The following is a 24,712-nucleotide window of genomic DNA, read 5'->3' as shown; positions in this document are numbered from 1 at the left end:
CGAGGGGTTGTTGTTGATCGCCGCGGCCGAGACGCTGTTCACCGGGGCGATGTGGTTCTGGAAGTTCGCCAGGCTGATGCGGTTGATGAAGGCGTTGCGGTTTTCGTTGTAGTTCAGGATCAGGCTGGCCCAGCCGAAGTCGCCGAACTCCTGGTCGATGCGGGCGTTGAACTGCTTCTTCTTGATGCCGCCGGCCGGATCGGTGACCGCGTCATGGGGCTTGAAGATGTCGTTCTTGGTGTAGGTGGCCGAGAACCAGGCCTTGGTGCCCCACGGGCCGATGCGGCCGGTTTCGAGGGTGGCGTAGTAGCGCTGGAAGTTGTCGTCGCCGTAGCCGATCTCGCCGCGCACGCCGAAGTCGTTCGAAGCCTTGCGGGTGATGTAGTTGATCGTGCCGCCGGCGGCGGCCGCGGTCGGGCTGTCGACGTCGGTCGTGCCGAGGTTGACGGTGACCCGCTCGATCAGGTCGGGCTCGAGCTGCTGGTTCGGATAGATGGCGTAGTTGCCGCTGTCGTTCAGCGGGACGCCGTCCTGCAGCAGGGCGACGCGCTGGCTGTCGAAGCCGCGCAGGGTGATGTCGCCGCCCGACGAGCCGAAGGCGTCGTTGTTGGTGAAGTTCACGGCCGGCAGCAGGTTGATCGTGTCGAGCACCGACTGGCCAGGCGCCTGGCGGGTGATGAACTCCGAGGTGATCGAGGCCCGCGACTTGGGCTCGCGCTCGGCGACGATGGCGCCGTCCATGTTCCGCGGCCCCGTGGACCCGGTCACGACCAGTTCTTCGACCAGCGCCGTACCGGTGGACTGGGCCAGGGCCTGGCCCGAAATCAGCAGGCCGGTGGCCAGCGCCGTCGTGGCGCACAGGGCGCGGCTCAACTTCAGATGCATAGTTTGGACCCCTCAGGACTGACTCGTCACAGGGGTCGGCCCCTCCGGCGCCCCCGAGTCGAGAGGGCCTATAACTTCAAACAGATGGGCGTGGGTGACGCTTTTGCGAAGGCGGGTCGATTTGTGTCACAAACCGAAGCGTTTTGTATCGCTGTGCGACTTATGCGCATCAGTTTTGGTCACCGCGACACAACCGGATGCCCTCTCGGCGCGGCGCCGGCGGCAAGAACGGCCTCCCGCTCGCGCGCATTCCGAACTAGAGCCCGTCAGGGGGAAGTGGATGCCGGTTCGCCCGCCCGGACGGGCTCCGCGCGTTTCGAAGGTCGAGCCGCCTTGTCCGGATCAGGTGATTTCACTTGATCCGGGAAGGCTCTAGGGTCCGCGGCTCCGAGGAGTGGTGATGTCGCAAAGCCCTGGGCCGCAGCGTACGGCCGGCGACCTGCGGGCCGCCGTATTGCTGGTCGTGGCTCTCGAATGCCTGCGCCTTGTGGCCCTGTTTCGCACGCCGCTCGAGCTCTACCCCGACGAAGCGCAGTACTGGCTTTGGTCGCGCACGCTCGACTTCGGCTACTATTCCAAGCCGCCGATGATCGCCTGGGCGATCTGGGCCACCACCGCCATCGGCGGCGACGCCGAGCCCTGGGTGCGGCTGTCGGCCGGGCTCTTCCAGGCGGGGGCGACCCTGACGGCGTTCCTGATCGGCCGGCGCCTCTATGGCTCGGCGGCGGGGCTGGCGGGGGCGGCCCTCTACGCCCTGATGCCCGGCGTCCAGCTCTCGGCGCTGGTGGCCGCGACCGATGCGCCGCTGCTGTTCTTCCTGGGCCTGACCATCCTGGCCTATGCCGCGCTGCTGGAGGGCGGAGGGCGGCCCGTCCTGCGCGCCGCCGCACTGGGCGCGGCGCTGGGCCTGGCGTTCCTGGCCAAGTACGCGGCCGTCTACTTCGTGATCGGCCTGGCCCTGCATCTGATCGTTTCCAAGCCGGCGCGGGCCGCCTGGCGCCCCGCCTCGGCGGCTGCGGCGGTGGCGGCGCTGGCGGCCGTGCTGGCCCCGAACCTGGCGTGGAACGCCGCCCACGGCTTCGCCACCTTCCAGCACACCGCCTCGAACGCGGCCTGGAGCGGCGTCCAGCTCTTCAACCTTGTCGCCCTGGGCGAGTTCGTGGTCTCGCAGTTCGGGGTGTTCGGGCCGATCCCCCTGGGCGTCCTGATCGTGGGCGTGGGGTTGGCGATCGCGCGGCGGCGCCTGTCCGGCCACGACCTCATGCTGCTCTGCTTCACCCTGCCGCCGCTGGTGATCGTCACCGCCCAGGCCTTCATCAGCCGGGCCAACGCCAACTGGTCGGGCGCGGGCTATCTGGCGGGCGCGGTCCTGGTCGGCGCCTGGCTGGTGCGCTGGCGGGCCCGGCGGTGGCTGATCGCGGCGCTGGCCCTCCAGGGGGCCGTGGCGGCGTTCTTCCTGGCCGCGGTGATCTCGCCCGACGTCGCCGACCGGGTGGGCCTCGCGAACGGCCTGAAGCGGGCTCGGGGCTGGTCGCAGGCCACCGACCTGATCCTCGACCGGGCGGCGCGCGAGCCGGGACTCTCGGCGATCGCGGTCAACAACCGCTTCCTGTTCTACGCGATCTCGTACTACGGCCGCGACCGGCTGGGGCCGGGCGCCCCGCCGCTGACGAGCTGGCTGCTGATGGACGGCCCGCGCAACCAGGCGGAAACGACCGCGCCCCTGACGCCCGCCCTGGGCCGGCGCGTGCTGATGGTGGCCTACGAGGGCTGGCGGCGGGACGAGATGGAGGCGGACTTCGCCCGCGCCTCCGGCCTGGAGATCGGCAGCGTCTGGCTTGACCGCCGCCACAAGCGGCGCATCGAGATGTTCGTCGGCGAGCGCTTCGCGCCGCAGCCGCGCGACCCCGCCACCGGCCTTCCGGAGGAGGCCGACGGCGCGGAGTGACGCGCTGCTAGTGGGCTTCCTTGCCGTTCCAGACCGCGTGGAGCGCCGGGCCGCGGCCGCAGCCGACATAGTAGCGCTGATAGGCGGCCGGGTTCTTCTTGGCGTAGTCCTGGTGATAGTCCTCGGCGTCCCAGAAGCGCGACGCCTGCCGCGTCGCCACCGTGATCGTGGCCCCCAACTCCTGGCCGTACTTCGCCTTGGCCGCCTCGGCGACCTTCTGCTCCTGGCCGTCCGAGACGAACACCGCGAGACGGTACGACGGCCCGAAGTCGCAGATCTGGCCCCTGGGGTCGGTCGGGTCGATGTGGTGGTAGTAGCTGTCGACCAGCTGCGCGTAGCTGATCTTGGCTGGGTCGTAGGTGACCTTCACCGCTTCCAGGTAGCCCGGATGGTTGCGGTAGGTCGGGTTGGGCATGGTCCCGCCGGAGTAGCCCGACACCGCCGACACCACGCCGGGGGTGGATTCGAAGCCCTTCTCCATCGACCAGAAGCAGCCGCCGGCGAAGACGGCGGTCTTGAGGCCCGAGGCGGCGGGGGCCGTCCCGGAGGCGAATATCGCGGCCGCGGCGATCGCGGCGAACAGCTTGGTCTTCATGGGTCTCACTATGCCATTCGGGGGGAGAGGGGTCACGTCGAGGGGGTTTTGCAGCTACGGCCGAGGCCGGGCGGAAGAGGCGCCGCCGTCCAGGCCCAACGCACGGTCCAGGCTCCAGGCTCCGCCGCCGCGGGCCACGAGATAGATCAGCAGGCCCGCCCACGAGAGATGGGTCGGCCAGGCGTCGGGATAGACGAAGATCTCGATCACCGCGGCCATGGTCAGGAAGGCTAGGCCCGAGAGCCGGGTGAACAGGCCCAGCACCAGCAGGATCGAGAACAGGTGCTCGGAATAGGTCGCCAGGTGGGCGGCGATGTCGGGCGGGACCAGCGGCAGCCGGTATTCCTCGCGGAACAGGGTGTAGGTCCCGTCGGTGATGTGCAGCAGGCCGTCCACCTTGGTGCGGCCCGACTGGAAGAAGATGGCGGCGACGCCCAGGCGGATCACCAGGGCGATGGCGTCCTCGGGCACGAGGCGGCGGGCGAGATCGCTCAGCGAGCGGTGGGCGCGCAGGGGCGCGGGCAGGGCGGCGTCGGTCATGGTTGGTCTCGGTTGGGGGCGGCGGGGATCAGCCGGCCGAAGGCGCCCAGGGCGATCAGCTCGGCGAAGGCGGTGTCGAGGGCGAGGTCGGGTTCGGCGGCGAGGGCCAGGCCGGCCGCGTCGGCGAGGGCGCGACGATCGGTGAGCGCGGCCAGGAAGGCGCAGGCGCCCGGGCCGATCACCCGGTGTTCGATGTCGAGCCGGGGCCGCGTCATCAGCAGGCCCTGGGGGGTCTCATCCAGTTCGAAGGCTTCGGGCGCCGCCTCGGCCTGCAGCGCCCGCCAGAGCGCGGGGAGAGTCAGGTCGAAGCGGGCGAAGCGCGTCGCCGGATGCAGCTCGGCGGTCAGGCGGCCCAGGTCGTCGGGGCCCAGCGCCGCGAAGGCGCCGGCGGGCAGGGGCTCGGCGTCGGCGGCCAGGTGCGCGTCGGTCCACATCAGGTCGAGCCGGGCGATGGCGGGCAGGTGGGGCAGGTCGGCCGCCGGCGGGAAGGCCGCGAGCCAGTCGGGGAACTCCTGGCCGTAGGTGAGCAAGGAGGCCTGGCGCGGCGGATGATCCTTGGCGAAGGCGATGGCGGCGGCCGCGAGCCAGGCCTCGCCGACCAGCTTCTCCACGGTGGGGAACTGGGCCGTGAGCGCGTCGGCGCAGCCCTTGGCGATGGTGTTGCGGTAGACGGTCAGGCCGGCGTCGAGGTCGGCGCCCGAGCCCCAGCCGGCGGCGAGGGCGGACGCGTCGCCGGCCAGCGCCGCGGCGAAGGCGTCGTGGAAGGCGGGGGCGGCTTCAGGCATCGAGCAGCGCCTCCCGCGCCCGTTCGGCGGCGCGCAGCATGCCTTCGGCGCGTTCGGCCTCGGCGAGCAGTTCCGGGAAGGCGGGAATCTCGCCGTCGCGCTCGATGAGCGTGGGGCGCGGGCCGATGCGGCGGATCAGCCGGCCGTAGAGCGCCCACACCGGCTCGGCGACCGGCGCGGCGTGGGTGTCGATCAGCAGGGCGCGGCCCATCCGCTCGTCGGCGTCGTGGCCGGCCAGATGGATTTCGCCGACCAGCGCGGCCGGCACGGCGTCCACATAGGCCTCGGCGGATCGGCCGAGATTGTTGGCGCTGACGAAGATGTTGTTGACGTCGACCAGCAGGCCGCAGCCGGTGCGGCGGGCCAGCTCGGCCAGGAACTCCACCTCGCCCATCTCGTGGCCGTCGAGGGGCAGGTAGAGGGAAGGGTTCTCGATCAGCACCTGGCGGCCGACCGCGTCCTGCATGCGCGCCACGTTGTCGGCGATGCGGGAGAGCGCGGCGCGGGTGCGCGGAAACGGCAGGAGGTCGGGGACGTAGACCCCCTGCCGCATCGACCACGCCAGGTGCTCGGAAACCAGCATCGGGCGATAGCGGTCGACGAGACGCCGCAGGGCCGCGAGGTGGCCCGCATCCGGCGGCTCGTCCGCGGCGAGCGACAGGCCCACCCCATGGAGCGAGATCGGCTTGTCGCGCGCGATGGCGTCCAGCCAGGCCAGCCGAGGGCCGCCAGCGGCCATGTAGTTCTCGGCGTGGACCTCGAACCAGAGCCCATGGGCGGGGGCGGCGAGGGCCTCGGCGTAGTGCTGGGGCTTGAGGCCGACGCCGGCGTGGGGGCTCGGGGTCATCTGGACGTCATCCTTCAGGCAGGCGCGGAGGGTCAGGCCTTGGGCGTCAGCGAGCCCATGCCCTTCGGCGTCTTGATGGTGACGCAGGCGCCCTTGGCGACTTCCTTGAAGGCCTTGCCGTCGTAGTCGACCTTCGACGTCCCGGCGCAGGTGGTGCCGGCGCCGGCCTTGCAGTCGTTGTGGCCAGCCTTGGCGACGCCGTAGCACTTCTCCGTGGCGCCCGACATCTTGTCCTTGGACATGTGGTCATCGGCCATGGCGGCGCCGCCCAGCAGGGCGAAGACGGCCGAGGCGGCGAGGGTTGTCTGAAGGGTCTTCATGGGAGAAAGCTCCTGAACGTTCGACCCGCCACCGTGGCGCGGTCAGGAGCTAGTTCGCAGGCTGTCCGGCGCAGGTTACATACGCCCCGGAATTTTTCGCCTTCGAGCTTTTCGTCGGGCGCCCGCGTAACCTTCGTGCGCGCGCCGGCGAACTAAAGGGACGGACGAGACGTGACAGCCGATCTCGAGCTGCGGCTGAGAGCGCTGATGCGGCGGGCCCAGGACGGCGACGCCGCCGCCTGGCGCGAGCTGCTCGGCGAGCTGTCGCGCCGCCTGTCCGTCTTTTTCGCCCGCCGGCTGGGCCCCGCCCACGCCGCCGACATCGAGGATCTGGTGCAGGAGACGCTGCTCGCCATCCACCGTCGTCGCGTCACCTACGACGCCGCCCAGCCGTTCACGGCCTGGGCCCACGCGGTCGCGCGCTACAAGCTGATCGACTTCTGGCGCCGTCGGCGGATCCGCGTCCACGTGCCGCTGGAAACCTTCGAGGACAGCCTCTGGGCGCCGCCCGACGGCTCGGCGGAAGCGCGGCTCGATCTGGAGCGCGTGCTGGGCCACCTGCCCGAGCGCCAGCAGCGGCTGATCCGCGACGTGAAGATCGAGGGGCTGAGCCTCGCCGAGGCCGGCGCGCGCGCCGGGATGACCGAGGGCGCGGCCAAGGTTTCGCTGCACCGGGCGATGGCCGCCCTCACCGCAAGGATGCGCGAGCGTGAAGACGGATGACCTGATCGAGAGCCTGGTCGCCGACCTCGCGCCCGTGCGGCCGGGGGCGGTGCGGCTCGGCATCGCCGCTACGGCGGCGGCCGGCGGCGCGGTCGCCCTCGCCCTCGTGTTCGTGTGGCTGGGCCTGCGGCCCGACCTCGCCGAGGCGGCGGGCGGCATGATGTTCTGGATGAAGGCCGGCTACGCCGTCGTCCTGGCCGCGGCCGGCTTCTGGTGCGCCGAACGTCTGGCGCGGCCGGCCGGGTCGCCGCGGCCCGGCCTGACCCTGGCCATCGCCGCCCTGGCGTTCGTGCTCCTGCTGGGCCTCGGACGGATGGCGATGGCCCCGCCGGCCGACCGGATGGCGATGTGGCTGGGCGGATCGTGGAGGCGCTGCCCGATCTACATCCTGACGCTCTCGGCCCCGACCCTGGCGCTGGCGCTGCTGGCCGTGCGGCGGTTCGCGCCGACACGCCTGCGGATGGCGGGCGCGGCGGCCGGCCTGTTCGCGGGCGGCGTCGCCGCGGCGATCTACGGGCTGCACTGCACCGAGACCTCGATGGCGTTCCTGGCCACCTGGTATTCGCTGGGCATGGCGCTGAGCGCCGCGGTCGGCGCCCTGGTCGGTCCCTGGGCGCTGCGCTGGCGCTAGGGGCCGGACAGGTCCGGGCCCCGGCGTCCTGAGCTCCGTCCGCCGGCAGGGGCGCTCCCGGCGAATGCCGCCGCCGCCCGACAAATGTCGTTTCGCCAAGGCGGGCCAGGCGGGCCCGCGACGAACGGCCCTTCGGCTGAGGGTGGTCTTCTCCCGGCGGCCGAGCTAGCAGACCGCCCGATGATCCGCCTCGACAACATCTCCAAGCAGAACGGCCACCAGATCCTGTTCATCGACGCCTCGATGGGCGTCCAGAAGGGCGAAAAGGTCGGGCTCGTCGGCCCGAACGGCGCCGGCAAGACGACGCTGTTCCGCATGATCACGGGACAAGAGCAACCCGACGACGGGGTCGTCGCGATCGATCCCGGAACGACGATCGGCTACTTCAGCCAGGATGTCGGCGAGATGTCGGGCCAGAGCGCCGTCGCCGCGGTGATGGATGGCGTGGGGCCCGTCAGCGCGCTGGCCGCCGAGCTGTCCAGGCTCGAGGCGGCGATGGTCGACCCGGACCAGGCCGACGAACTGGACGCCATCATGGAACGCTATGGCGACGTGCAGCATCGCTTCGAGGAACTGGACGGCTATGCGCTGGAGGCTCGCGCCCGCGAGGTGCTGGCCGGCCTGAGCTTCAGCCAGGAGCGCATGGACGGCGACGTGGGCCTGCTGTCCGGCGGCTGGAAGATGCGGGTGGCGCTGGCGCGCATCCTCCTGATGCGGCCCGACGCCATGCTGCTGGACGAGCCCAGCAACCACCTCGACCTGGAAAGCCTGATCTGGCTCGAGGCCTTCCTGAAGACCTACGACGGCGCGCTGCTGATGACGTCGCACGACCGCGCGTTCATGAACCGCATCATCGGCAAGGTGGTGGAGATCGACGCCGGTTCGCTCATCACCTATTCGGGCGATCTCGACTTCTACGACCAGCAGCGCGCGCTGAGCGAGCAGCAACGGCAGGCGCAGTACGAGCGCCAGCAGGCGATGCTGGCCAAGGAGATCAAGTTCATCGAGCGGTTCAAGGCCCGCGCCAGCCACGCCGCCCAGGTGCAGAGCCGGGTGAAGAAGCTGGACAAGATCGAACGGGTCGAGGCGCCGCGACGCCGCCAGACGGTCCAGTTCGAGTTCCGCAGCCCGCCGCGTTCGGGCGACGACGTGATCAGCCTGAAGGGCGTCCACAAGGGCTACGGCGCCCAGCCGATCTACCAAGGCCTCGACTTCCTGGTGCGCCGGAAGGAACGCTGGTGCGTCCTCGGCGCCAACGGCGCCGGCAAGTCGACCCTGCTGAAGCTGGTGGCCGGCGCCACGACGCCCGACCAGGGCGTGGTCAGCCTCGGGGCCAGCGTCCGGATGGGCTATTTCGCCCAGCACGCCATGGACCTGCTGGACGGCGAGGAGACGGTCTTCGAATCCCTGGACGGGTCGTTCCCCCAGGCGGGCCAGGGCGTGCTGCGCACCCTGGCGGGGTGCTTCGGCTTCTCCGGCGATGACGTCGAGAAGCCGTGCCGCGTGCTCTCCGGCGGCGAGAAGGCGCGCCTGGTGATGGCCAAGATGCTGTTCGATCCGCCGAACCTGCTGGTCCTCGACGAGCCGACCAACCACCTCGACATGGCGACCAAGGAGATGCTGGTCGCGGCGCTCGCCGACTTCGAGGGCACGATGCTCTTCGTCTCGCACGACCGCCATTTCCTGGCGGCGCTGTCGAACCGCGTCCTGGAGCTGACTTCGGAGGGCGTCCACCAGTACGGCGGCGGCTATACGGAATATGTCGCCCGCACGGGCCAGGAGGCGCCGGGGCTGCATCCCTGAGGGTGACGCCCGCCATCCGGACTTGCGCGGCGCGTGTCGTCACGCCTGGATGGATCGCCCACCCTCGCGGTCCGCCCCGCGCGCCGCGTATCCGCGGGCAAGCGCCGAGCAGACGATCAGTTGAAGGGGATGATACAGCATCAGCGGGAGGAGGACGGCGCCAAGCGTCGGACTGGCGCCGAACAGCACTTTCGCGATCGGCGCCCCGTTGGCCAGGCTCTTCTGCGAACCGCAGATGACGGCGGTCACTTCATCGTCCACCGGGAATCCGAGATGTCGGCTTCCCAACGTCGTGACGAGGATGACCGCACCCAGCCACACAGCCACGAGCACGCCGACCGTCAGCAGCACGATGGGCCCGAAACTCGACCAGACGCCGGCCTGCGTGGAATTGCAGAAGGCCGTGTAGACGATGAGGACGATCACGCCGCGATCGAGCCGCGTCACCCACGCCTTGTGACGCGCGATCGTCTCGCCCAGCCAGGGTCTCAGCGCATGCCCGATCACGAACGGCAAGAGCAGCTTCCCGGCGATGTCCAGGATCGCGTCGAGCAGGGACAGCTGGCCCGCGCCCGCCTGCACGAGGCCCATCAGCACCGGGGTCACCACCATCCCGATGAGGCCTGACAGGGTCGCGTTGAAGATCGCGGCCGGAATGTTGCCGCGCGCGATCGCCACAGTCGCCACCGCCGAGGAGATCGTCGAGGAAAGCGCGCCCAGATAGAAGAAGCCGAGGCGCACGGCGTCTGGGAGCCAGCCGTCTGTCGCGAAGTAGATGGCTGCGCCGGTCGCGGGGAAGAAGATGAACGTGGCCGACTGGACGAAGAGATGCAGGCGCCAGTTCACGGCCCCGTCGCGCAGCGCCTCGCGCGACAGGTTGGCGCCGTGCAGTAGGAACACCAGCGAGATCCCCGCCGCCGCTATGGCGCCGAACGGGATCGCCGATGTGCTCGCCCCGATCCCCGGTGCGGCCAGCGCCAGCGCGACGGCGGCCGCGATGGAAAGCAGAAAACCGTCAATCTTCATGATTCCCCTCGGTGCGGCGGCCTCGCCGTCTCAGATGTGCAGCGCGTGTCCCAGGGCCCGCAGCGCCGCTTCGCCGAGGCTCTCCGACTGGGTCGGATGGGCGTGGATGATCGCGGCGGCGTCTTCCAGCACGGCGCCCATCTCGATCAGGGCGCACATCTCGCCGGACAGCTCCGAGACCTGACGCCCCACTGCTGCGAACCCCACGATGCGCTGGTCCTGTGCGCTCGCCACGATCCGCACGAAGCCGCCGTCGGTCTCGCCCTCCAGGGTCATGGCGCGGCCGTTGGCGCTGAGCGGGAAGACGGCGGTGGTCGTGCCCGCCGCGCCGGGTGCGGCGCCCACGGTGACGATCTCCGGATCGGTGAAGCAGACCGCCGGGATGGCCGTCGCGTCGAAGCGACGCTTCCGCCCGGCGATGAGCTCGGCGACCATCTCGCCCTGCGCCGACGCGCGGTGCGCGAGCATCGGTTCGCCCGTGAGGTCGCCGATGGCCCATACGCCCGCCATCGAGGTCGCGCAGCGGTCGTCGACGCGCACGACGCCGCGCTCGGTGTCGACCCCCATCGCATCCAGCCCCCAGCCGTCGAGGCGCGCGCGCCGGCCGACGGTCACCAGCACCTTGTCGGCGGGGATGGCGAGCTCTCCACCCTCGTGCTGGCGGACCCGGAGCTGGCCACCTTCGAACCGTTCGGCCCGGGCGCCCGTATGTACGTCTATGCGGCGCCGGCCGATCGCCTTGGTCACCGGCGCCGTGAGCGCCGCGTCGTACTGGGGCAGGATGCGGTCGGCCGCCTCGACGATCGTGACCCCGGAGCCGAGCTTGGCGAACGCCAGGCCCAGTTCGAGCCCGATGTAGCCGGCCCCGACAATCGCCAGCCGCTCCGGAGGTGCGGCCAGCGACAAGGCCTCCGTCGACGAGAGGATGTCGCCCCCGAAGGGCAAACCCGGCAATGCGACGGCTTCGGAGCCCGTGGCCAGCACCACGTCCTGCGCCTGGATCTCGATGGTCCCCCCGTCGGACAGAGTCACCCGGCAGGTCTTGGCGTCCTGGAAGACCGCCCAGCCGTGCAAGACCTTGACGTTGGCCCGGCGCAGCAGGGCGCCGACGCCATCGCTCAGCCGGTCGATGATGCCGTCCTTCCAGGCTCGCGTCCCGCCGAAGTCGAGCGCCACGTCGCCCGTCACCCGGATCCCGAGATGCCCGCCAGCCTGCGCGGCGCAGATCTGGGCGTAGATCTCGGCCGCGTGGATGATCGCCTTGGAGGGGATGCAACCCCGGATGAGGCAGGCGCCGCCCAGGCGGTCGGCCTCCACCAGCGTCGTTTCAAGGCCCAGCTGGGCCGCGCGGATGGCGGCGACGTAGCCGCCGGGACCGCCGCCTACCACCAGAACCCGGGTCGTCGTACGCGTCGTCACGGTTGCTCCACGAACAGCAGGGCGGGCGCCTCCAGCAACTTCTTCAGCCGCTGGACGAATTCGGCGGCGTCCCAGCCGTCGACCACGCGGTGATCGAACGAGGAGGACAGGTTCATCATCTTGCGGACGACGATCGCGCCATCGACGACGACGGGCCGCTCGACGATCCGGTTGGGACCGACGATCCCCACCTCCGGCCGGTTGATGACCGGGGTCGTGGCGAGCCCGCCGAGCGGGCCCAGGCTGGTGAGGGTGATGGTGGAACCGGTGAGTTCGTCGCGCGACGCCGCGCCGTCCCGCGCGCCTTTCGCCAGCCGAGCGATCTCGGCGGCCGCGGCCCAGAGATCGAGCGTCTCGGCATGGCGCAGCACGGGGACGACCAGGCCGCCCGGCGTCTGGGTCGCGATCCCGACGTGGACAGGCCCGTGCCGGGTGACTTCGCCGGCCTCGTCGTCGAACGTGGCGTTGATCTGCGGGAACGCCGGCAGCGTCCGCGTGAGCGCACGCACGATGAAGGGCAGGACCGTCAGCTTCGGCCGGTCGGGGTGCTCCGCGTTCAGCAGCGTCCGGAGGCGTTCCAGCTCGGTCACGTCGACCTCCTCGATGTACGAGAAGTGCGGAATGCGCCGCTTGGCCTCGCTCATCCGCTCGGCGATCCGGCGGCGCAGGCCGATCACCTTGACCACCTCGGCGCCGCTGCGGCGCGCGAGGCCGGCCGGCGCGGTGGACGCAGGCGTGGGATCGGCGGCGTAGGCCGCGAGGTCGTGCAGCGTGATGCGTCCGGCGGGGCCGGATGCGGGAACGAACTGGAGCGGGACCCCCAACTCCAGCGCCCGCCGGCGCACGGCGGGGGAGGCGAGCGGCCTTATGCCCGGCGCGCGCGCCACGCGGGGCGGAGCGGGCGCGGCGGTCTTGCTCGCAGGGCGCCCGGCGTCCGCCGGAGCGGATGCGGCGACGGGCTCTGCGGAGGGCGGCGGCGGCGTCGCGACGGGCGCAGGGCGGGCCTCCGCGTCCTCGTGGCCCTCGCCCTCGACCTCAAGCACCGTCACGATGGAGCCGATCGCGGCGTTGGCGCCGACGTCGCCGCACACTTCGAGGACGCGGCCCGAAACAGGGCTGGTGATCTCGACCGTCGCCTTGTCGGTCATGACGTCGACCAAAGGCGCATCCTCGGCGACCTGGTCCCCGACCTGGACGTGCCAGGCCACGATTTCGGCCTCTGCGACGCCTTCGCCGACGTCGGGCAGCTTGAAGACGTAGCGTCCCACGTCAGGCCTCCACGACGTCTCGGAGCGCCTGAGCGATCCGCTTCGGCCCGGGGAAGTATTCCCACTCGAAGACGTGCGGGTAGGGCGTGTCCCAGCCCGTCACGCGCACGATCGGCGCCTCCAGGCTCCAGAAGCAGTTCTCCTGCACCAGCGCCGAGAGTTCGGCGCCGAACCCGCTGGTGCGCGTCGCCTCGTGCACGATCACGCAGCGGCCGGTGCGGCAGACCGAGGCCGTGATGGTCTCGATGTCCACCGGCCAGAGCGTGCGCAGGTCGATGACCTCGACGTCGATCCCCGTGTCCTCGGCCGCGGCCAGCGCCACATGGACCATGGTGCCGTACGCCAGGAGCGTGACCGCGGAGCCCTCCCGCACGACGTTCGCCTGGCCGAACGGGACCCGGTAGTAGTCTTCGGGCGTCTCGGCGGCGGGATGTCCGGACCAAGGGCGGACCGGCTCGTCGTGCCGTCCGCTGAACGGGCCGTTGTAGAGGCGCTTCGGCTCCAGGAAGAGCACCGGGTCGTCGTCCTCGATCGCGGCGACCAGCAGGCCTTTCGCGTCGTAGGGCGTGGATGGGATGACCACCTTCAGGCCGGCCACGTGGGTGAACAGACCCTCTGGGCTCTGGCTGTGGGTCTGGCCGCCGAAGATGCCGCCGCCGTAGGGCGTGCGGACCACCAGCGGCGCGGTGAACTCGGCGGCGGAGCGATAGCGGAGGCGGGCCGCCTCCGAGATCAGCTGGTCGATCGCGGGATAGATGTAGTCGGCGAACTGAATCTCCACGACGGGCCGCAGGCCGTAGGCGCCCATGCCGACCGCGGCGGCCAGGATGCCGCCTTCGGTGATCGGCGTATCGAAGCAGCGGGTGAGGCCGTGCTTGCGCTGCAGGCCTTCGGTGACCCGGAACACGCCGCCGAAGTAGCCGACGTCTTCGCCGAAGACGAGGACGTCGGGGTCGCGGCCCAGCATCACGTCCAGCGCCGAGTTCAGCGCCTGCACCATGGTCATCGTCGCCATGTCAGACGCCCGCCTCCTGGCGCTGGCGGCGCAGGTGCCAGGGCTGGTCCTTGTAGACGTCCTCGAACATGGTCGATGAGCTCGGACGCCGCCCTGCGCCCAGCACGCCGATCGCCTCGGCGGCCTTGAGCGCGACGCCGACCTCTTCGGCCGCTTCCGCCTGCAGGGCGAGGTGCTGGTCCTCGTCCCACGCGCCCAGGGCGATGAGGTGGGCCTTGAGCCGCTCGATGGGATCGCCCAGAGGCCAGGCGCGGGCCTCGTGGGCCGGCCGGTACTTCGACGGATCGTCGCTGCTCGAATGCCCCTCGGCCCGATAGGTCACCAGCTCGATGAGCGTCGGGCCGAGGTTGCTCCGCGCCCGTTCGGCCGCCCAGGCCGTCGCGGCGTAGATGGCGAGGAAGTCGTTGCCGTCCACGCGAAGGGCCGGGACGCCATAGCCGATCGCCCGCGCCGCGAAGGTCGCCTCGCCGCCGTTTGCGATGCCCTGGAAGGTCGAGATGGCCCACTGGTTGTTGACCACAGTCAGGACCACGGGCGCGCGGTACACCGAGGCCAGGGTCATCGCGTAGTGGAAGTCGCCTTCGGCGGTTGATCCCTCGCCGATCCAGGCTGCGGCGATGCGGTCGCCGCCCTTGTAGGCCGAGCCCATCGCCCAGCCGACCGCCTGGCTGAACTGGGTGCCCAGGTTCCCGGAGATCGAGAAGAAGCCCGCCGCCTTGGAGGAGTAGAACACCGGCATCTGCCGGCCCTTCAGCGGGTCCTCGGCATTGGAGAACACCTGGCACATCATCTTCATCATGGGGTAGCCGCGGGTCAGCAGCAGGCCCTGCTGGCGGTAGGTCGGGAAGCACATGTCCTCGGCGTCCAGCGCCATGGCCGCGGCGGCCGCCACGGCCTCTTCGCCCGTGCATTTCATGTAGAACGAGCTCTTCCCCTGCCGCTGCACGCGGAACATGCGCTCGTCGTAGGCGCGGGTTCGCAGCATGGCCCGAAGCCCCGCCACGAGCCGGTCCGCGGGAAGGTCAGGACGCCAGGGGCCGACGGCTTCGCCGGAACTGTCGAGAACCCGGATGAGCTCGAACGCGAGGGGCCGCATCTCCTCGGCGGGCGCCGCCACGTCCGGTCGGGGGACCGAGCCCGCCTCGGGCGGCGTGAAGTCGCTGAAGTCGGGCGGCTCGCCCGGGCGGCGCTTCGGCTGCGGCACGTGCAGCCGCAGGGGCTCGCGATTGCGCAGCAGCGGCGCGTCGATGTCGTTCGGCTCGGTGCTCATCGCGAGGCCGGCGCGCCGGATACGGATTCGACGCAGGCCATCCCCGACAGCCGTTCGTAGCAGAGCTGCGCCCGCCGGGGGTCGGCGCGGAACCGGACGCCGATCCGCACGCGGTCCTGATCCTGGTCCTGGCGGCCCTGCAGTTCTCCCGGCGCGATGCCCAGCAGGGCGAAGACGGCCAGCACGCGGTTCAGTCCGTAGATCCCATCGCGCGCCGAAATCTCGAAGGCATGCTCGGCCGTCGAGGTCCGCGGGCTGGTGGTCGCGCCCTGCGCGTCCGGATCGATCGAAGCACGATGCATGTCTTACCCCTGGCTCACGCGTGACCCGCGACCACGGACCGACGCGTCCGGAGCCCGGGCGATCGATCGGCGGGTCCGACCCCGTCGCGTCGAGCGTCACGCCCGCAGGATGCTCGTGTCGACCACGGTGCTACTTGTGAATTCGCGTCGCCGGATTCGCCATTTGCGACGGGCGAAGCGGGGCGCGGCGGCCAGGCCCGGGCCCGGCGCCGCATAACTTAAACTTATGTCACCCAAGACAGGGCCTTGGCTAACATCCCGACGAAAGCGCGCAACCCGCGCCTCGACGCAGGCTCGTTTCTGCGGCGCCAACAAGTCGATGAATCTGAACGCTACTATCTTTCGAAGGAATTGAGATGAAATACGATGTCATCGTCGTCGGCGCGGGGATCACCGGCGCCGCGACAGCTTACTTCCTCAAGAAGCGCGGCGTCGCCAACGTCCTCTTACTGGACCGCGACCAGCCGGCCGCCGGCGGCACAGGCAAGAGCGCCGCGATCATCCGCCAGCACTACTCGGTGCCTATCGGCACGAACCTGACGCGCGAGTCCATCGGCCTGCTGCAGGATCTCAACGAGGCCGGCTTCAAGTCGGGCTTGGCTCAGACCGGCTGGCACATGCTGATCTCGGAAGAGATGCTCGAAGGCACGCTGCCCACGGTCGAGCAGGTGAAGAGCCTGGGCGTCGAGACGGAGTTCACCGACCTGGCCTCGTCGCGCATCGCCGACCTGGTGAATCCAGAGGGTGTCGTGGGCGTGGTCTACGAGCCCACCGGCGGCTACGCCGATCCGGTCCACGCCACCGAAGCCTTCGTCGAGGCGTTCAAGGCGCTGGGCGGCGAGTTCCGACCGAAGACGGCCGTCGAGGCCCTGGTCGGCGACGCCAAGCACGTGACCGGCGTGAAGGTCGCCGGCGAGACCCTTGAGGCCGGCGTCGTCGTCAACGCCAGCGGCCCCTGGGCCGGCAAGCTGGGCGAGAGCATCGGCCTGGACATGCCGCTACGCGTGGTCCGCGAGCAGGACAGCGTCTGGGAAATCCGCCCGGGCCGCCCGATCCCCGAGGGGCCGATCTCGAACCAGGTCGACCTGGTCTACGCGCGGCCGCTGGGCAACCGCCGCTTCGTGGTCGGGCGCAGCTTCCCGAAGCCGTATCACGACGTCGATCCCGACAACTACAAGCTGGACGCCGACGAGGACTTCATCAGCGACCTGCTGGAACGCCTGGAACGGCGCTATCCGTGGTTCCAGGGCGCCGCGCGGATCGACTCGTACGCCGCCCTCTATGACGCCACGCCCGACTGGTATCCCTTCGCCGGCCCGCGCGCCGGGGTGAGCGGCTACGTCGACGCCTGGGGCGGCAGCGGCCACGGCTTCAAGCTGGGCCCGGCGATGGGTCGGCGCCTCGCCGATTGGATCCTCGACGGCAAGACCGACGATGAGTTCCGGCAGATGTCCCACGATCGGGTCGCGGAAGACCGGCTGTTCGTCCAGCGCTTCGGCGGCAACCGGGGCTGACCGCGGGGGGGCGGGGCGCTGCTCTCCCCGGCAGCGCCCCATTGCCGTAGCGGCCAGCGTCAGGCTGGCGACAGGAAGATGAGGACCATGACCCTGATCACACGCCAACCCAGCCCGGCGCCGGCCGATCCCGGCCTGCTCGACGGCTTCCGCACAGCGGCCGCGGCCGTCATCAGCGACAACCTCGAACGCCTGCCTGGCGTCGTCGGCCTGCAGCCGTACCACAAGCGCAGCGGCGTGATGGTCGGCACGGCTTTCACCGTGCGCACCCGTCCGGGCGACAACCTCACGATCCACGAGGCGCTGGAGCATGTGCGGCCGGGCGACGTGCTGGTCGTGGACGGCGGCGGCGACCTCAGCCGGGCGCTGATCGGCGAGATCATCGTGCAGATCGCGATCTGGAAGCAGCTCGCCGGCCTGGTCGTCGACGGCGCGATCCGCGACGTCGCCGGCGTCGCCCAGCTGCCGATGCCCTGCTACGCGCGGGGCGTGACGCACAAGGGGCCCTACAAGGACGGTCCCGGCGAGATCAACGTGCCCCTCACCGTGGGCGGGATGGTCATCCACCCCGGCGACATCGTGGTCGGCGACGAGGACGGCGTCGTCGCGTTCCCGCAGGCGATTGCGCCGGATCTGATCCAGGCGGTGCGCGCCCAGGAGTTGCGCGAGGCCGAGATGATCCGGTCGATCCATGAGGGCCGCTACAAAGGCGCCTACGGCAAGCCCGGGGCGTAGCGTAGACGCCGCGCAGCTCGAGGCGTCTACCCTAGATCAAGCGATCCCGGCTTGGCGTTTCGCCGCCGTCACCGTGTTCTGCAGCAGCATCGCGACCGTCATCAGGCCCACGCCTCCCGGCACCGGCGTGATCGCGCCGGCGACGGCCAGGGCCGACTTGTAGTCGACGTCGCCCACCAGCTTGGTCTGGCCGGCGGCCGCCTTCGCGGGATCGTCGAACGGGACGCGATTGATGCCGACGTCGATCACGCAGGCGCCCGGCTTGATCCAGTCGGCCTGGATCATCCGCGGCCGGCCTACGGCGGCGACCAGGATTTCGGCCTCGCGGCAGATCGCCGGCAGGTCGCGGGTCCGCGAATGGGCCATGGTCACCGTGCAGTTCTCCTGCAGCAGCAGCTGGGCGATCGGCTTGCCGACCAAGAGCGACCGTCCGACCACGACCGCGCGCAGCCCGGCGAGATCCCCCAGCGTTTCCCTAAGCAGCAGCAGGCAGCCCAGCGGCGTGCAGGGGACCAGCGCATCCATGCCGGCCACCAGCCGGCCGGCGTTGACGACGTTGAGGCCGTCGACGTCCTTGTCCGGGTGGATCGCGGCGATCGCGGCCTGCTGGTCCAGCCCAAGCGGCAGCGGCAGCTGCACGAGGATGCCGTGGACCGCGGGGTCGGCGTTGAGGGCGGCGATCAACTGCAGCAATTCGCCCTGCGTCGTGTCGCCGGAAAGCCGGTGCGTCACGGAACGCATGCCCGCCGCCAGCGAATGCTCGCCCTTGGAGCGCACATAGACCTGGCTCGCCGGATCGTCCCCGACGAGGACGACCGCGAGGCCCGGCTGCAGCCCGTGCGTTGCGCGCAGTTCCGCTACGGCCTGCGCCACGTCGGCCCGGACGCGGGCGGCGTGGAGCTTCCCGTCGATGATGTCGGCTGTCACGGCCCGGCCCTCAGTTCTTGAACACGACGGTCTTGTCGCCGTTCAGGACGATGCGGCGCTCCAGATGCCAGCTCACCGCGCGCGACAGCACGCGCCGCTCCACGTCCCGCCCCTTGCGGATCAGGTCGCCCGGCGTGTCGGTGTGGCTGACGCGTTCGACGTCCTGTTCGATGATCGGGCCTTCGTCGAGATCGCTCGTCACGTAGTGGGCGGTGGCGCCGATCACCTTCACGCCTCGGGCGTGCGCCTGGTGATAGGGCCGGGCGCCCTTGAAGCCCGGCAGGAACGAGTGGTGGATGTTGATGCACCGGCCCGACAGCTTGCCCGCGAGGTCCGACGACAGGATCTGCATGTACCGGGCGAGAACCACGAGCTCGACGTCGCGCGCCTGCACGATCCTCCAGATCTCCGCCTCCTGCTCCGCCTTGGTCTCGCGGGTGACCGGAAGGTAGTCGAACGCCAGGCCCGACAGGTCCAGGTGCCTGTACGATTCCCGGGGATGGTTCGAGACGACGCCGACGATGTCCATCGGCAGCTCTTCGATCCGCCAGCGGTAGAGCAGGTCGGCGAGGCAGTGATCGAACTTCGACACCAGCAGCAGCACCCGCGTCCGCTCGTCCGGCTCGCGCAACCGCCACTGCATTCGGAATCGCTCGGCCACCGCCGCGAAGGCCTCGCGCACGGCTTCGATCGGCGCATCGTCCCGGAGCACGAAGCCGAAGCGGGCGAAGAACACGTCGGCCTCGCCGTCGTTGTGCTGCTGCGCCTCGAGGATGTTGGCGCCCCGTTCGAAGAGCGCCGTGGTCACCGCCGCGACGATGCCGGGCTGGTCGGGACAGGACAGAGTCAGTGCGAATTGTCTGGCGGTCATGCCGAGACCTCCTGAAGAAGACTGAAGTTCGGTGTCGGGGGGGGGGCGCGCGAGGCGCCATCAACCTCGGGCGGTTGGAGCCGCGCTGCGCCGGAAGGGGCGGGCGGCCCCGTCGAGCGCATGGATGAAGCTGCCGGCGTAGCTGCGGAAGACCGCCACCTCGAATTCCGCCTCGCCCGAGCGCCAGAGCAGCAGCGGGATGTGGGCCGCCAGCGTCGCGGCGGCCGCGCCGACGGGGAACGCGTCCGGATGCAGGTCGATCGGCAGCAGGCGCTGCAGGACCGTCGCGGCGTTTGCGCCGCGCACGCCGAGCAGGCCGTAGCCGTCGCTCTGGTCGCTCAGCGACGCGCATCCGGCGAGGCGCGCGGCCAGGTCGGCATAGAGCCCGGCGTTCGGGCCGGCGGAAACCGCGAGCCAGCTGTCCGCGCCCGTTCCGATCAGGCTGATGCGGGCGCCCCGCGAGACGACGGGGCCGTCGCGCAACTCGACGCCGTACTGCGATATCAGGGCGGCGCGCAGCGCTTTGCGGGCGTCGCGCCGCACGACCAGGGTGGCGAGGCCGCAGCCGTCGCGGTCGATGACCTCGAGACCGTCGTGAGGGCCGGCGAGAGGGAGCAGGCCGTCGAAGGCCGAGCGGGGTGTCGTGTCGAGCTCAGGCATGCAACCGCGCCCCTTCGGGATCGACGAACACCGGCGAGCAGATCTCCACCTCGATGTCGGGGCCGCGGAGCGGATCGTGCGCGGTCAGCCGTTCGCCCATGCGCTCTCGGCCGCCCGCGACCAGGGCTAGCGCCAGCCAGCGCTCCAGCGTCGGCGAATAGGCGACCGAGGTGAGATAGCCCTGGTCCGCCTCCAGGCTCGGCTTTTCGCCGGTCTTCAGGAGATGGGCCCCCGAGCGCAGGCGCGCGGCGGGGTTCACCGCCGTCAGGCCCACGAGCGCGGGGCGAGCGGGGTCGACCAGCCCTGGCCGGCCCGCCAGCGTGCGGCCGATGAAGTCCTTCTTGCGGGCCATCATGCGGCCCAGGCCCAGGTCGGCCGCCGTGGTCGTCCCGTTGAGCTCTGGCCCCGCCACGTGCCCCTTCTCGATGCGGAGCACCGCCAGCGCCTCGGTGCCGTAGGGCGTCACGCCCATCGGCGCGCCGGCCTGCATCAGGGCCTGCAGCACGGCGCGGCCATGGCGCGCCGGCACGGCCAGCTCGTAGGCGAGCTCGCCCGAGAACGAGACCCGGAACAGTCGGACCGTCATCCCACGCCAGGCGAACTCGCCGCAGGCGAGGTAGGGGAACGCCTCGTCCGACAGGGCGATGGCGTCGTCCAGCATGGCTTCCAGCAACTGGCGCGCGCGGGGACCGGCGACGGCGTACTGCGCCCATTGCTCGGTGATGGACGCCAGCTGCACGTCGAGGTCCGGCCAGGACACCTGGCGCGCGTGCTCCAGGTGCTGCATCACCCGCGCCGCGTTGGCGGTGGTCGTCGTCATGACGAAATGCTCGGGACCGAGGCGGGCCGTGGTGCCGTCGTCGAAGACAATGCCGTCGTCGCGCAGCATCACGCCGTAGCGGGCCTTGCCCACGGGCAGGGCGGAGAAGGTGTTGATGTAGACCCTGTCCAGAAAGGCGGCGGCGTCCGGGCCTTGGACGTCGATCTTGCCGAGGGTCGAGACGTCGCAGACCCCCACGGCCGATCGGACCGCCGTGACTTCGCGGCAGACCGACTGGAGCCAGTCCGTCTCGCCCGGCCGCGCGTACCATTGCGGGCGCAGCCACAGCCCGGTCTCGACGAACACGGCGCCTTGCGCGCGGGCCCAGTCATGCGAGGCGGTGAGCCTTGTGGGCCGGAACGCCGGCCCGCGATGCGGGCCGCCGAACGCCCCGATCGCCACCGGCGTGTAGGGCGGCCGCGCGGTGGTGACGCCGACCTCCGGGATGCTCCGGTCCGTCAGCGCCGCCATGATCGCCAGGCCCGCCACGTTGGCCATCTTGCCCTGGTCGGTGGCCATGCCGAGCGTGGTGTAGCGCTTCAGATGCTCGACCGAGCGGTATCCCTCGCGCTCGGCCAGGACGATGTCGTCGACGGTCACATCGTGCTGGAAGTCGATGAAGGCCTTCGCGCGCGAAGCGGCGACGTGCCAGAGCGCGCTCGACGCGCTGGGCTCGTCGTCGGCCCGGGGCGCGTCGTGGGCGACGACCTTGTGTCCGCAGGCGCACGCCGCTTCGGCCCCTGCCGCGGCGCCGCCCCGCAGCGCGGCCGCCAGAGTGAACGCTCCGTTCGCCGCGCCCGCCGCAGTCATCCCGGGCGGAAGGGGACCGGGCGCGAACGCCTCGAGGTCGCTGCGCCAGACCGGCCGCGCGCCCAGGTGATTGGAGAGCGCCAGGGTCGGGTTCCAGCCGCCGGCCACGGCCAGGAGATCGGCGGGCAGGGTGGTGGCATGGCCGTCGCCCAGCGCCACGGTCACCGATCGCAGCGCCTTCGCGCCAGCGGTGTCGACCACCTGTGCGCCCAGGATGACTCGGACGCCCAGCGCCGCCGCGCGCTCCAACAGGTGGCGGGCCGGCGCCGTACGGGCGTCCACGATGGTCGGGGAGGCGAGCCCCGCTTCGGCCAGGTCGAACGCGGTCGACCATCCGTTGTCGTTGCAGGTGAAGACGACGCCTGTCCGCCCGGGCGCGACGCCGAAGCGATTGACATAGGTGCGGACGGCCGAGGCCATCATCACGCCGGGCCGGTCGTTGCCGCCGAAGGCGATCGAGCGTTCGATGGCGCCGGCGGCCAGGACGGTGCGGCGCGCCACGATCTTCCAGAGGCGCTGGCGCGGCAGCCCGGGAACCGCGCCCAGGTGATCGGTGACGCGCTCCAGCGCGCCGTAGGTCTGGCCGTCGTAGACGCCGAAGACGGTGGTGCGCCCGAGCAGCTGCACGTTGGGCAGAGCGCGCAGCTCGGCCTCGGCCTGTTCCGCCCACAGACCGCCCGGCCCGTCGTCGATCTGGCAGCGATCACCGTTCAGCCGCCCGCCGAACCGGAAGTCCTCGTCGCACAGCAGGACGCGTGCGCCGCTCCGGCCCGCGGCGAGCGCGGCGGCGAGCCCGGCCGGGCCCCCGCCCACCACCAGCACGTCGCAGAAGGCGTGCGCCTTCTCGTAGTCGTCGGGATCGGCGTGCTCGCTCGCGCGGCCCAGGCCGGCGGCGTGCCGGATCAGCGGCTCGTAGACCTTCTCCCAGAAGGCCGCTGGCCACATGAAGGTCTTGTAGTAGAAGCCGGCTGCGATGAACGGCGCCAGCAGGCCGTTCACCGCGCCCAGGTCGACCCCCAGGGTCGGCCAGCGGTTCTGGCTACGCGCCGAGAGCCCCTCGAAGAGTTCGGTGACCGTCGCCCGGGTGTTGGGTTCGCGCCAAGCGCCGTCGCCCAACTCCACCAACGCGTTCGGCTCTTCCGACCCTGCCGTCAGCACGCCGCGGGGGCGGTGGTACTTGAACGAGCGACCGAACAGCCTGACGCCGTTGGCGAGCAGCGCCGAGGCGAGGGTGTCGCCGGCGAACCCGTTGTAGGTCCGGCCGTCGAACCGGAACGTCACCGGGCGGTCGCGGTCGACCAGGCCCCAGCGGGGAAGTCGGTTCGGTTGACGCGCCAGACCCGGGGCAGGAACGAACTCGAGTGGCCCTGTCACAGGCTTGGCGCCCGCGTCAGGACGGCCGAGGCGACCTCATGGGTGGCCGTGTCGCGGTCGACCCGCAGCCAGCCGCGGCAACCGCTGGCGTGGTACCAGAGCTCGGCGTGGCGCCCGCGGGGATTGTCGCGCAGATAGACGGACTCGAAGACCCGTTCGCCCGCATCCGCCGCGTCGGGGAAGGGCCGCACGACTCCGGCGTCGCCGAGGTAGGCGAACTCACTGACGTCGCGATCGCCGCAGAAGGGGCACGGTATGCGCATCAGTGGAGGTTGGGCTGCGGGCCCATGCCTTTCTCGTCGATCGTGTGGCCGGTCGCGAACCTGTCGAGGCGATAGGCGCGCGCCAACGGATGGGGCTCGTCGCAGGCGACGAGATGCGCCAGGCAGGCGCCCGCGGCCGGCGTCGCCTTGAACCCGCCGTAGCACCAGCCCGCATTGAGATAGAGGCCGTCCAGCGGCGTCCGGTCGATGATCGGAGAGCCGTCCATCGACATGTCGACCACCCCGCCCCAGGAGCGGAGGATCCGCACGCGACCGATCCGCGGCATCAGCGCCATCGCGCCTTCGCAGACGTCTTCGACGGTCGGCAGATTGCCGCGTTGGGCGTAGGAGTTGTAGCCGTCCAGGTCGCCGCCGAAGACCAGCCCGCCCTTGTCGGACTGGCTGATGTAGAAGTGACCCGCGCCGAAGGTGACCACGCCCGGGATCACGGGCTTCACCGCCTCTGTGACGAAGGCCTGCAGGACGTGGCTCTCGATCGGCAGGCGCAGGCCCGCCATGCCGCCCACCCGCGAACTGTTGCCCGCCACCGAAATGGCGACCTTCGACGCACGGATCGGGCCGCGGGTGGTCTCGACGCCGACGATCCTGCCGCCGACGCGGATCATGCCGACGACTTCACAGTTCTGTACGATGTCGACGCCGAGCGCACTGGCGGCGCGGGCGTAGCCCCAGACGACGGCGTCGTGGCGCGCCGTGCCCCCGCGCGGTTGCAGCAGGCCGCCCTGGATCGGGAAGCGCGCGGCGTCGAAGTCCAGGAAGGGCAGCATCCGTCGCACCGCCGCCGCGTCCAGCAACTCGGCGTCGACCCCATGCATCCGCATGGCGTTGCCGCGGCGGGCGAAGGCGTCGCGCTGGGCGTCCGAATGGTAGAGGTTCAGCACGCCGCGCTGGCTGATCATCGCATTGTAGTTGAGGTCCCGTTCCAGCCCCTCCCAGAGCTTCATCGAGAGCTCGTAGAACGGGAGGTTGCCCGGCAGCAGGTAGTTCGACCGGATGATCGTCGTGTTGCGCCCGGCGTTGCCGCTGCCGATCCAGTCCTTCTCGAGGACGGCGACATCGGTCAGGCCGTAGGTCTTGGCGAGATAATAGGCCGTCGCCAGCCCGTGGCCGCCTCCGCCGATCACCACGACGTCGTACCGGGCCTTGGGCTGGGCGTCGCGCCAGGCCGGCGTCCACCCCCTGTGCCCGCGCAACGCCTCACGGGCGAGACTGAACGCCGAATACCGCATTCCGTTGAAGATCGGCTGCCGCCCCTCACTGATTTTCGCGAGGATACGGGGGCGCCAACCCACGACAGTTGCCTGTTTGCGCCACTCAATTGCCGATTTGCGCCGCCCGAT

Annotated in this window: 24 protein-coding genes; 6 read left to right on the top strand and 18 right to left on the bottom strand. The window is 70.8% G+C overall.

Translation table 11 applies throughout. The features are described 5' to 3' along the window. Positions 1-885, bottom strand: an 885-nt coding sequence (locus GC203_RS22885; protein ID WP_293459213.1) for a TonB-dependent receptor plug domain-containing protein, incomplete at its 3' end; no start/stop codon positions are given. Between the two features lie 400 nt (positions 886-1,285). On the opposite strand from GC203_RS22885, the gene GC203_RS22880 reads away from it, so the two are divergent. After that, the gene (locus GC203_RS22880) at positions 1,286-2,833 is read left to right on the top strand and encodes a glycosyltransferase family 39 protein (protein ID WP_293459212.1); all 1,548 of its coding nucleotides are present in this window, start codon (positions 1,286-1,288) and stop codon (positions 2,831-2,833) included. 7 nt (positions 2,834-2,840) lie between these two features. Here the strand turns inward: GC203_RS22880 and msrA are convergent, their stop codons facing one another. From msrA to GC203_RS22855, 5 genes are read right to left on the bottom strand one after another with little or no spacing between them, the layout of a single operon-like run. Then, positions 2,841-3,428 (bottom strand): peptide-methionine (S)-S-oxide reductase MsrA, encoded by a 588-nt coding sequence (gene msrA / locus GC203_RS22875; protein WP_293459210.1) that lies wholly within the window; start codon positions 3,426-3,428, stop codon positions 2,841-2,843. A 54-nt stretch (positions 3,429-3,482) separates the two neighbouring features. Beyond that, complete coding sequence (locus tag GC203_RS22870; RefSeq protein ID WP_293459209.1) at positions 3,483-3,968, bottom strand: DoxX family protein; 486 nt, start codon at positions 3,966-3,968, stop codon at positions 3,483-3,485. Continuing rightward, the gene (locus GC203_RS22865) at positions 3,965-4,753 is read right to left on the bottom strand and encodes a putative DNA-binding domain-containing protein (RefSeq protein WP_293459207.1); all 789 of its coding nucleotides are present in this window, start codon (positions 4,751-4,753) and stop codon (positions 3,965-3,967) included. The genes GC203_RS22870 and GC203_RS22865 overlap by 4 nt, the downstream gene beginning before the upstream one ends. Then, positions 4,746-5,600, bottom strand: coding sequence for a DUF692 domain-containing protein (locus tag GC203_RS22860; protein WP_293459206.1), 855 nt, complete (start codon positions 5,598-5,600; stop codon positions 4,746-4,748). Before GC203_RS22860 ends, GC203_RS22865 begins: the two co-directional genes overlap by 8 nt. Before the next feature lie 32 nt (positions 5,601-5,632). After that, a complete protein-coding gene (locus GC203_RS22855; RefSeq protein WP_293459215.1) occupies positions 5,633-5,857 on the bottom strand; it encodes a DUF2282 domain-containing protein in 225 nt (74 codons plus the stop codon). A gap of 234 nt (positions 5,858-6,091) precedes the next feature. On the opposite strand from GC203_RS22855, the gene GC203_RS22850 reads away from it, so the two are divergent. From GC203_RS22850 to GC203_RS22840, 3 genes are all read left to right on the top strand, one after another. Next, positions 6,092-6,643: a sigma-70 family RNA polymerase sigma factor gene (locus GC203_RS22850; protein ID WP_293459204.1), complete on the top strand. Its 552-nt coding sequence runs from the start codon at positions 6,092-6,094 to the stop codon at positions 6,641-6,643. Next, positions 6,630-7,274, top strand: a complete 645-nt coding sequence (locus GC203_RS22845) for a DUF1109 domain-containing protein (protein WP_293459202.1) — start codon at positions 6,630-6,632, stop codon at positions 7,272-7,274. Before GC203_RS22850 ends, GC203_RS22845 begins: the two co-directional genes overlap by 14 nt. A 180-nt stretch (positions 7,275-7,454) precedes the next feature. After that, positions 7,455-9,077, top strand: a complete 1,623-nt coding sequence (locus GC203_RS22840; RefSeq protein ID WP_293459201.1) for an ABC-F family ATP-binding cassette domain-containing protein — start codon at positions 7,455-7,457, stop codon at positions 9,075-9,077. Between the two features lie 39 nt (positions 9,078-9,116). Here GC203_RS22840 and GC203_RS22835 read toward each other — a convergent pair whose 3' ends face one another. The 6 genes from GC203_RS22835 to GC203_RS22810 are packed head-to-tail and all read right to left on the bottom strand — an operon-like array spanning position 9,117 to position 15,377. Then, positions 9,117-10,103: a bile acid:sodium symporter family protein gene (locus GC203_RS22835; RefSeq protein WP_293459199.1), complete on the bottom strand. Its 987-nt coding sequence runs from the start codon at positions 10,101-10,103 to the stop codon at positions 9,117-9,119. Between the two features lie 30 nt (positions 10,104-10,133). Next, on the bottom strand, positions 10,134-11,522 hold the full coding sequence (gene lpdA, locus GC203_RS22830) for a dihydrolipoyl dehydrogenase (RefSeq protein WP_293459197.1): 1,389 nt from the start codon (positions 11,520-11,522) through the stop codon (positions 10,134-10,136). Next, the gene (locus GC203_RS22825) at positions 11,519-12,790 is read right to left on the bottom strand and encodes a dihydrolipoamide acetyltransferase family protein (protein ID WP_293459195.1); all 1,272 of its coding nucleotides are present in this window, start codon (positions 12,788-12,790) and stop codon (positions 11,519-11,521) included. The genes lpdA and GC203_RS22825 overlap by 4 nt, the downstream gene beginning before the upstream one ends. Before the next feature lies 1 nt (position 12,791). Further along, complete coding sequence (locus GC203_RS22820; RefSeq protein WP_293459193.1) at positions 12,792-13,805, bottom strand: alpha-ketoacid dehydrogenase subunit beta; 1,014 nt, start codon at positions 13,803-13,805, stop codon at positions 12,792-12,794. Position 13,806: 1 nt separating this feature from the next. Further along, on the bottom strand, positions 13,807-15,075 hold the full coding sequence (locus tag GC203_RS22815) for a thiamine pyrophosphate-dependent enzyme (protein WP_293459191.1): 1,269 nt from the start codon (positions 15,073-15,075) through the stop codon (positions 13,807-13,809). Further along, the gene (locus tag GC203_RS22810) at positions 15,072-15,377 is read right to left on the bottom strand and encodes a hypothetical protein (protein WP_293459189.1); all 306 of its coding nucleotides are present in this window, start codon (positions 15,375-15,377) and stop codon (positions 15,072-15,074) included. The genes GC203_RS22815 and GC203_RS22810 overlap by 4 nt, the downstream gene beginning before the upstream one ends. A 356-nt stretch (positions 15,378-15,733) precedes the next feature. On the opposite strand from GC203_RS22810, the gene GC203_RS22805 reads away from it, so the two are divergent. Next, a complete protein-coding gene (locus GC203_RS22805) occupies positions 15,734-16,891 on the top strand; it encodes an FAD-binding oxidoreductase (protein WP_293459187.1) in 1,158 nt (385 codons plus the stop codon). A gap of 87 nt (positions 16,892-16,978) precedes the next feature. Further along, positions 16,979-17,626, top strand: a complete 648-nt coding sequence (locus GC203_RS22800) for an RraA family protein (protein WP_293459185.1) — start codon at positions 16,979-16,981, stop codon at positions 17,624-17,626. Positions 17,627-17,662: 36 nt separating this feature from the next. On the opposite strand, the gene folD is transcribed toward GC203_RS22800, so the two are convergent. From folD to GC203_RS22770, 6 genes are all read right to left on the bottom strand, one after another. After that, the gene (gene folD / locus GC203_RS22795; RefSeq protein ID WP_293459183.1) at positions 17,663-18,553 is read right to left on the bottom strand and encodes a bifunctional methylenetetrahydrofolate dehydrogenase/methenyltetrahydrofolate cyclohydrolase FolD; all 891 of its coding nucleotides are present in this window, start codon (positions 18,551-18,553) and stop codon (positions 17,663-17,665) included. A 10-nt stretch (positions 18,554-18,563) separates the two neighbouring features. Further along, the gene (gene purU, locus GC203_RS22790; protein ID WP_293459181.1) at positions 18,564-19,424 is read right to left on the bottom strand and encodes a formyltetrahydrofolate deformylase; all 861 of its coding nucleotides are present in this window, start codon (positions 19,422-19,424) and stop codon (positions 18,564-18,566) included. 60 nt (positions 19,425-19,484) lie between these two features. Next, the gene (locus tag GC203_RS22785) at positions 19,485-20,084 is read right to left on the bottom strand and encodes a sarcosine oxidase subunit gamma family protein (protein ID WP_293459179.1); all 600 of its coding nucleotides are present in this window, start codon (positions 20,082-20,084) and stop codon (positions 19,485-19,487) included. Beyond that, positions 20,077-22,995: a sarcosine oxidase subunit alpha family protein gene (locus GC203_RS22780; RefSeq protein ID WP_293459177.1), complete on the bottom strand. Its 2,919-nt coding sequence runs from the start codon at positions 22,993-22,995 to the stop codon at positions 20,077-20,079. Before GC203_RS22780 ends, GC203_RS22785 begins: the two co-directional genes overlap by 8 nt. A gap of 89 nt (positions 22,996-23,084) precedes the next feature. Next, positions 23,085-23,351, bottom strand: a complete 267-nt coding sequence (locus tag GC203_RS22775; protein WP_293459175.1) for a sarcosine oxidase subunit delta — start codon at positions 23,349-23,351, stop codon at positions 23,085-23,087. Then, positions 23,351-24,601: a sarcosine oxidase subunit beta family protein gene (locus tag GC203_RS22770; protein ID WP_293459174.1), complete on the bottom strand. Its 1,251-nt coding sequence runs from the start codon at positions 24,599-24,601 to the stop codon at positions 23,351-23,353. The genes GC203_RS22775 and GC203_RS22770 overlap by 1 nt, the downstream gene beginning before the upstream one ends. Positions 24,602-24,712: the final 111 nt, after the last annotated feature.

Source organism: Phenylobacterium sp. (assembly GCF_016124325.1).
Classification (GTDB): Bacteria; Pseudomonadota; Alphaproteobacteria; order Caulobacterales; family Caulobacteraceae; genus Phenylobacterium.
This window is presented reverse-complemented; position numbering and strand designations above follow the sequence as displayed.

Bases quoted from the DNA above. Each gene is read 5' to 3' on its own strand.
- GC203_RS22880 (WP_293459212.1), top strand. From the start codon at position 1,286: ATGTCGCAAAGCCCTGGGCCGCAGCGTACGGCCGGCGACCTGCGGGCC.
- msrA (WP_293459210.1), bottom strand. From the start codon at position 3,428: ATGAAGACCAAGCTGTTCGCCGCGATCGCCGCGGCCGCGATATTCGCC.
- GC203_RS22870 (WP_293459209.1), bottom strand. From the start codon at position 3,968: ATGACCGACGCCGCCCTGCCCGCGCCCCTGCGCGCCCACCGCTCGCTG.
- GC203_RS22865 (WP_293459207.1), bottom strand. From the start codon at position 4,753: ATGCCTGAAGCCGCCCCCGCCTTCCACGACGCCTTCGCCGCGGCGCTG.
- GC203_RS22860 (WP_293459206.1), bottom strand. From the start codon at position 5,600: ATGACCCCGAGCCCCCACGCCGGCGTCGGCCTCAAGCCCCAGCACTAC.
- GC203_RS22855 (WP_293459215.1), bottom strand. From the start codon at position 5,857: ATGGCCGATGACCACATGTCCAAGGACAAGATGTCGGGCGCCACGGAG.
- GC203_RS22840 (WP_293459201.1), top strand. From the start codon at position 7,455: ATGATCCGCCTCGACAACATCTCCAAGCAGAACGGCCACCAGATCCTG.
- GC203_RS22835 (WP_293459199.1), bottom strand. From the start codon at position 10,103: ATGAAGATTGACGGTTTTCTGCTTTCCATCGCGGCCGCCGTCGCGCTG.
- GC203_RS22820 (WP_293459193.1), bottom strand. From the start codon at position 13,805: ATGGCGACGATGACCATGGTGCAGGCGCTGAACTCGGCGCTGGACGTG.
- GC203_RS22815 (WP_293459191.1), bottom strand. From the start codon at position 15,075: ATGAGCACCGAGCCGAACGACATCGACGCGCCGCTGCTGCGCAATCGC.
- GC203_RS22810 (WP_293459189.1), bottom strand. From the start codon at position 15,377: ATGCATCGTGCTTCGATCGATCCGGACGCGCAGGGCGCGACCACCAGC.
- GC203_RS22805 (WP_293459187.1), top strand. From the start codon at position 15,734: ATGAAATACGATGTCATCGTCGTCGGCGCGGGGATCACCGGCGCCGCG.
- GC203_RS22800 (WP_293459185.1), top strand. From the start codon at position 16,979: ATGACCCTGATCACACGCCAACCCAGCCCGGCGCCGGCCGATCCCGGC.
- purU (WP_293459181.1), bottom strand. From the start codon at position 19,424: ATGACCGCCAGACAATTCGCACTGACTCTGTCCTGTCCCGACCAGCCC.
- GC203_RS22785 (WP_293459179.1), bottom strand. From the start codon at position 20,084: ATGCCTGAGCTCGACACGACACCCCGCTCGGCCTTCGACGGCCTGCTC.
- GC203_RS22775 (WP_293459175.1), bottom strand. From the start codon at position 23,351: ATGCGCATACCGTGCCCCTTCTGCGGCGATCGCGACGTCAGTGAGTTC.
- GC203_RS22770 (WP_293459174.1), bottom strand. From the start codon at position 24,601: ATGCGGTATTCGGCGTTCAGTCTCGCCCGTGAGGCGTTGCGCGGGCAC.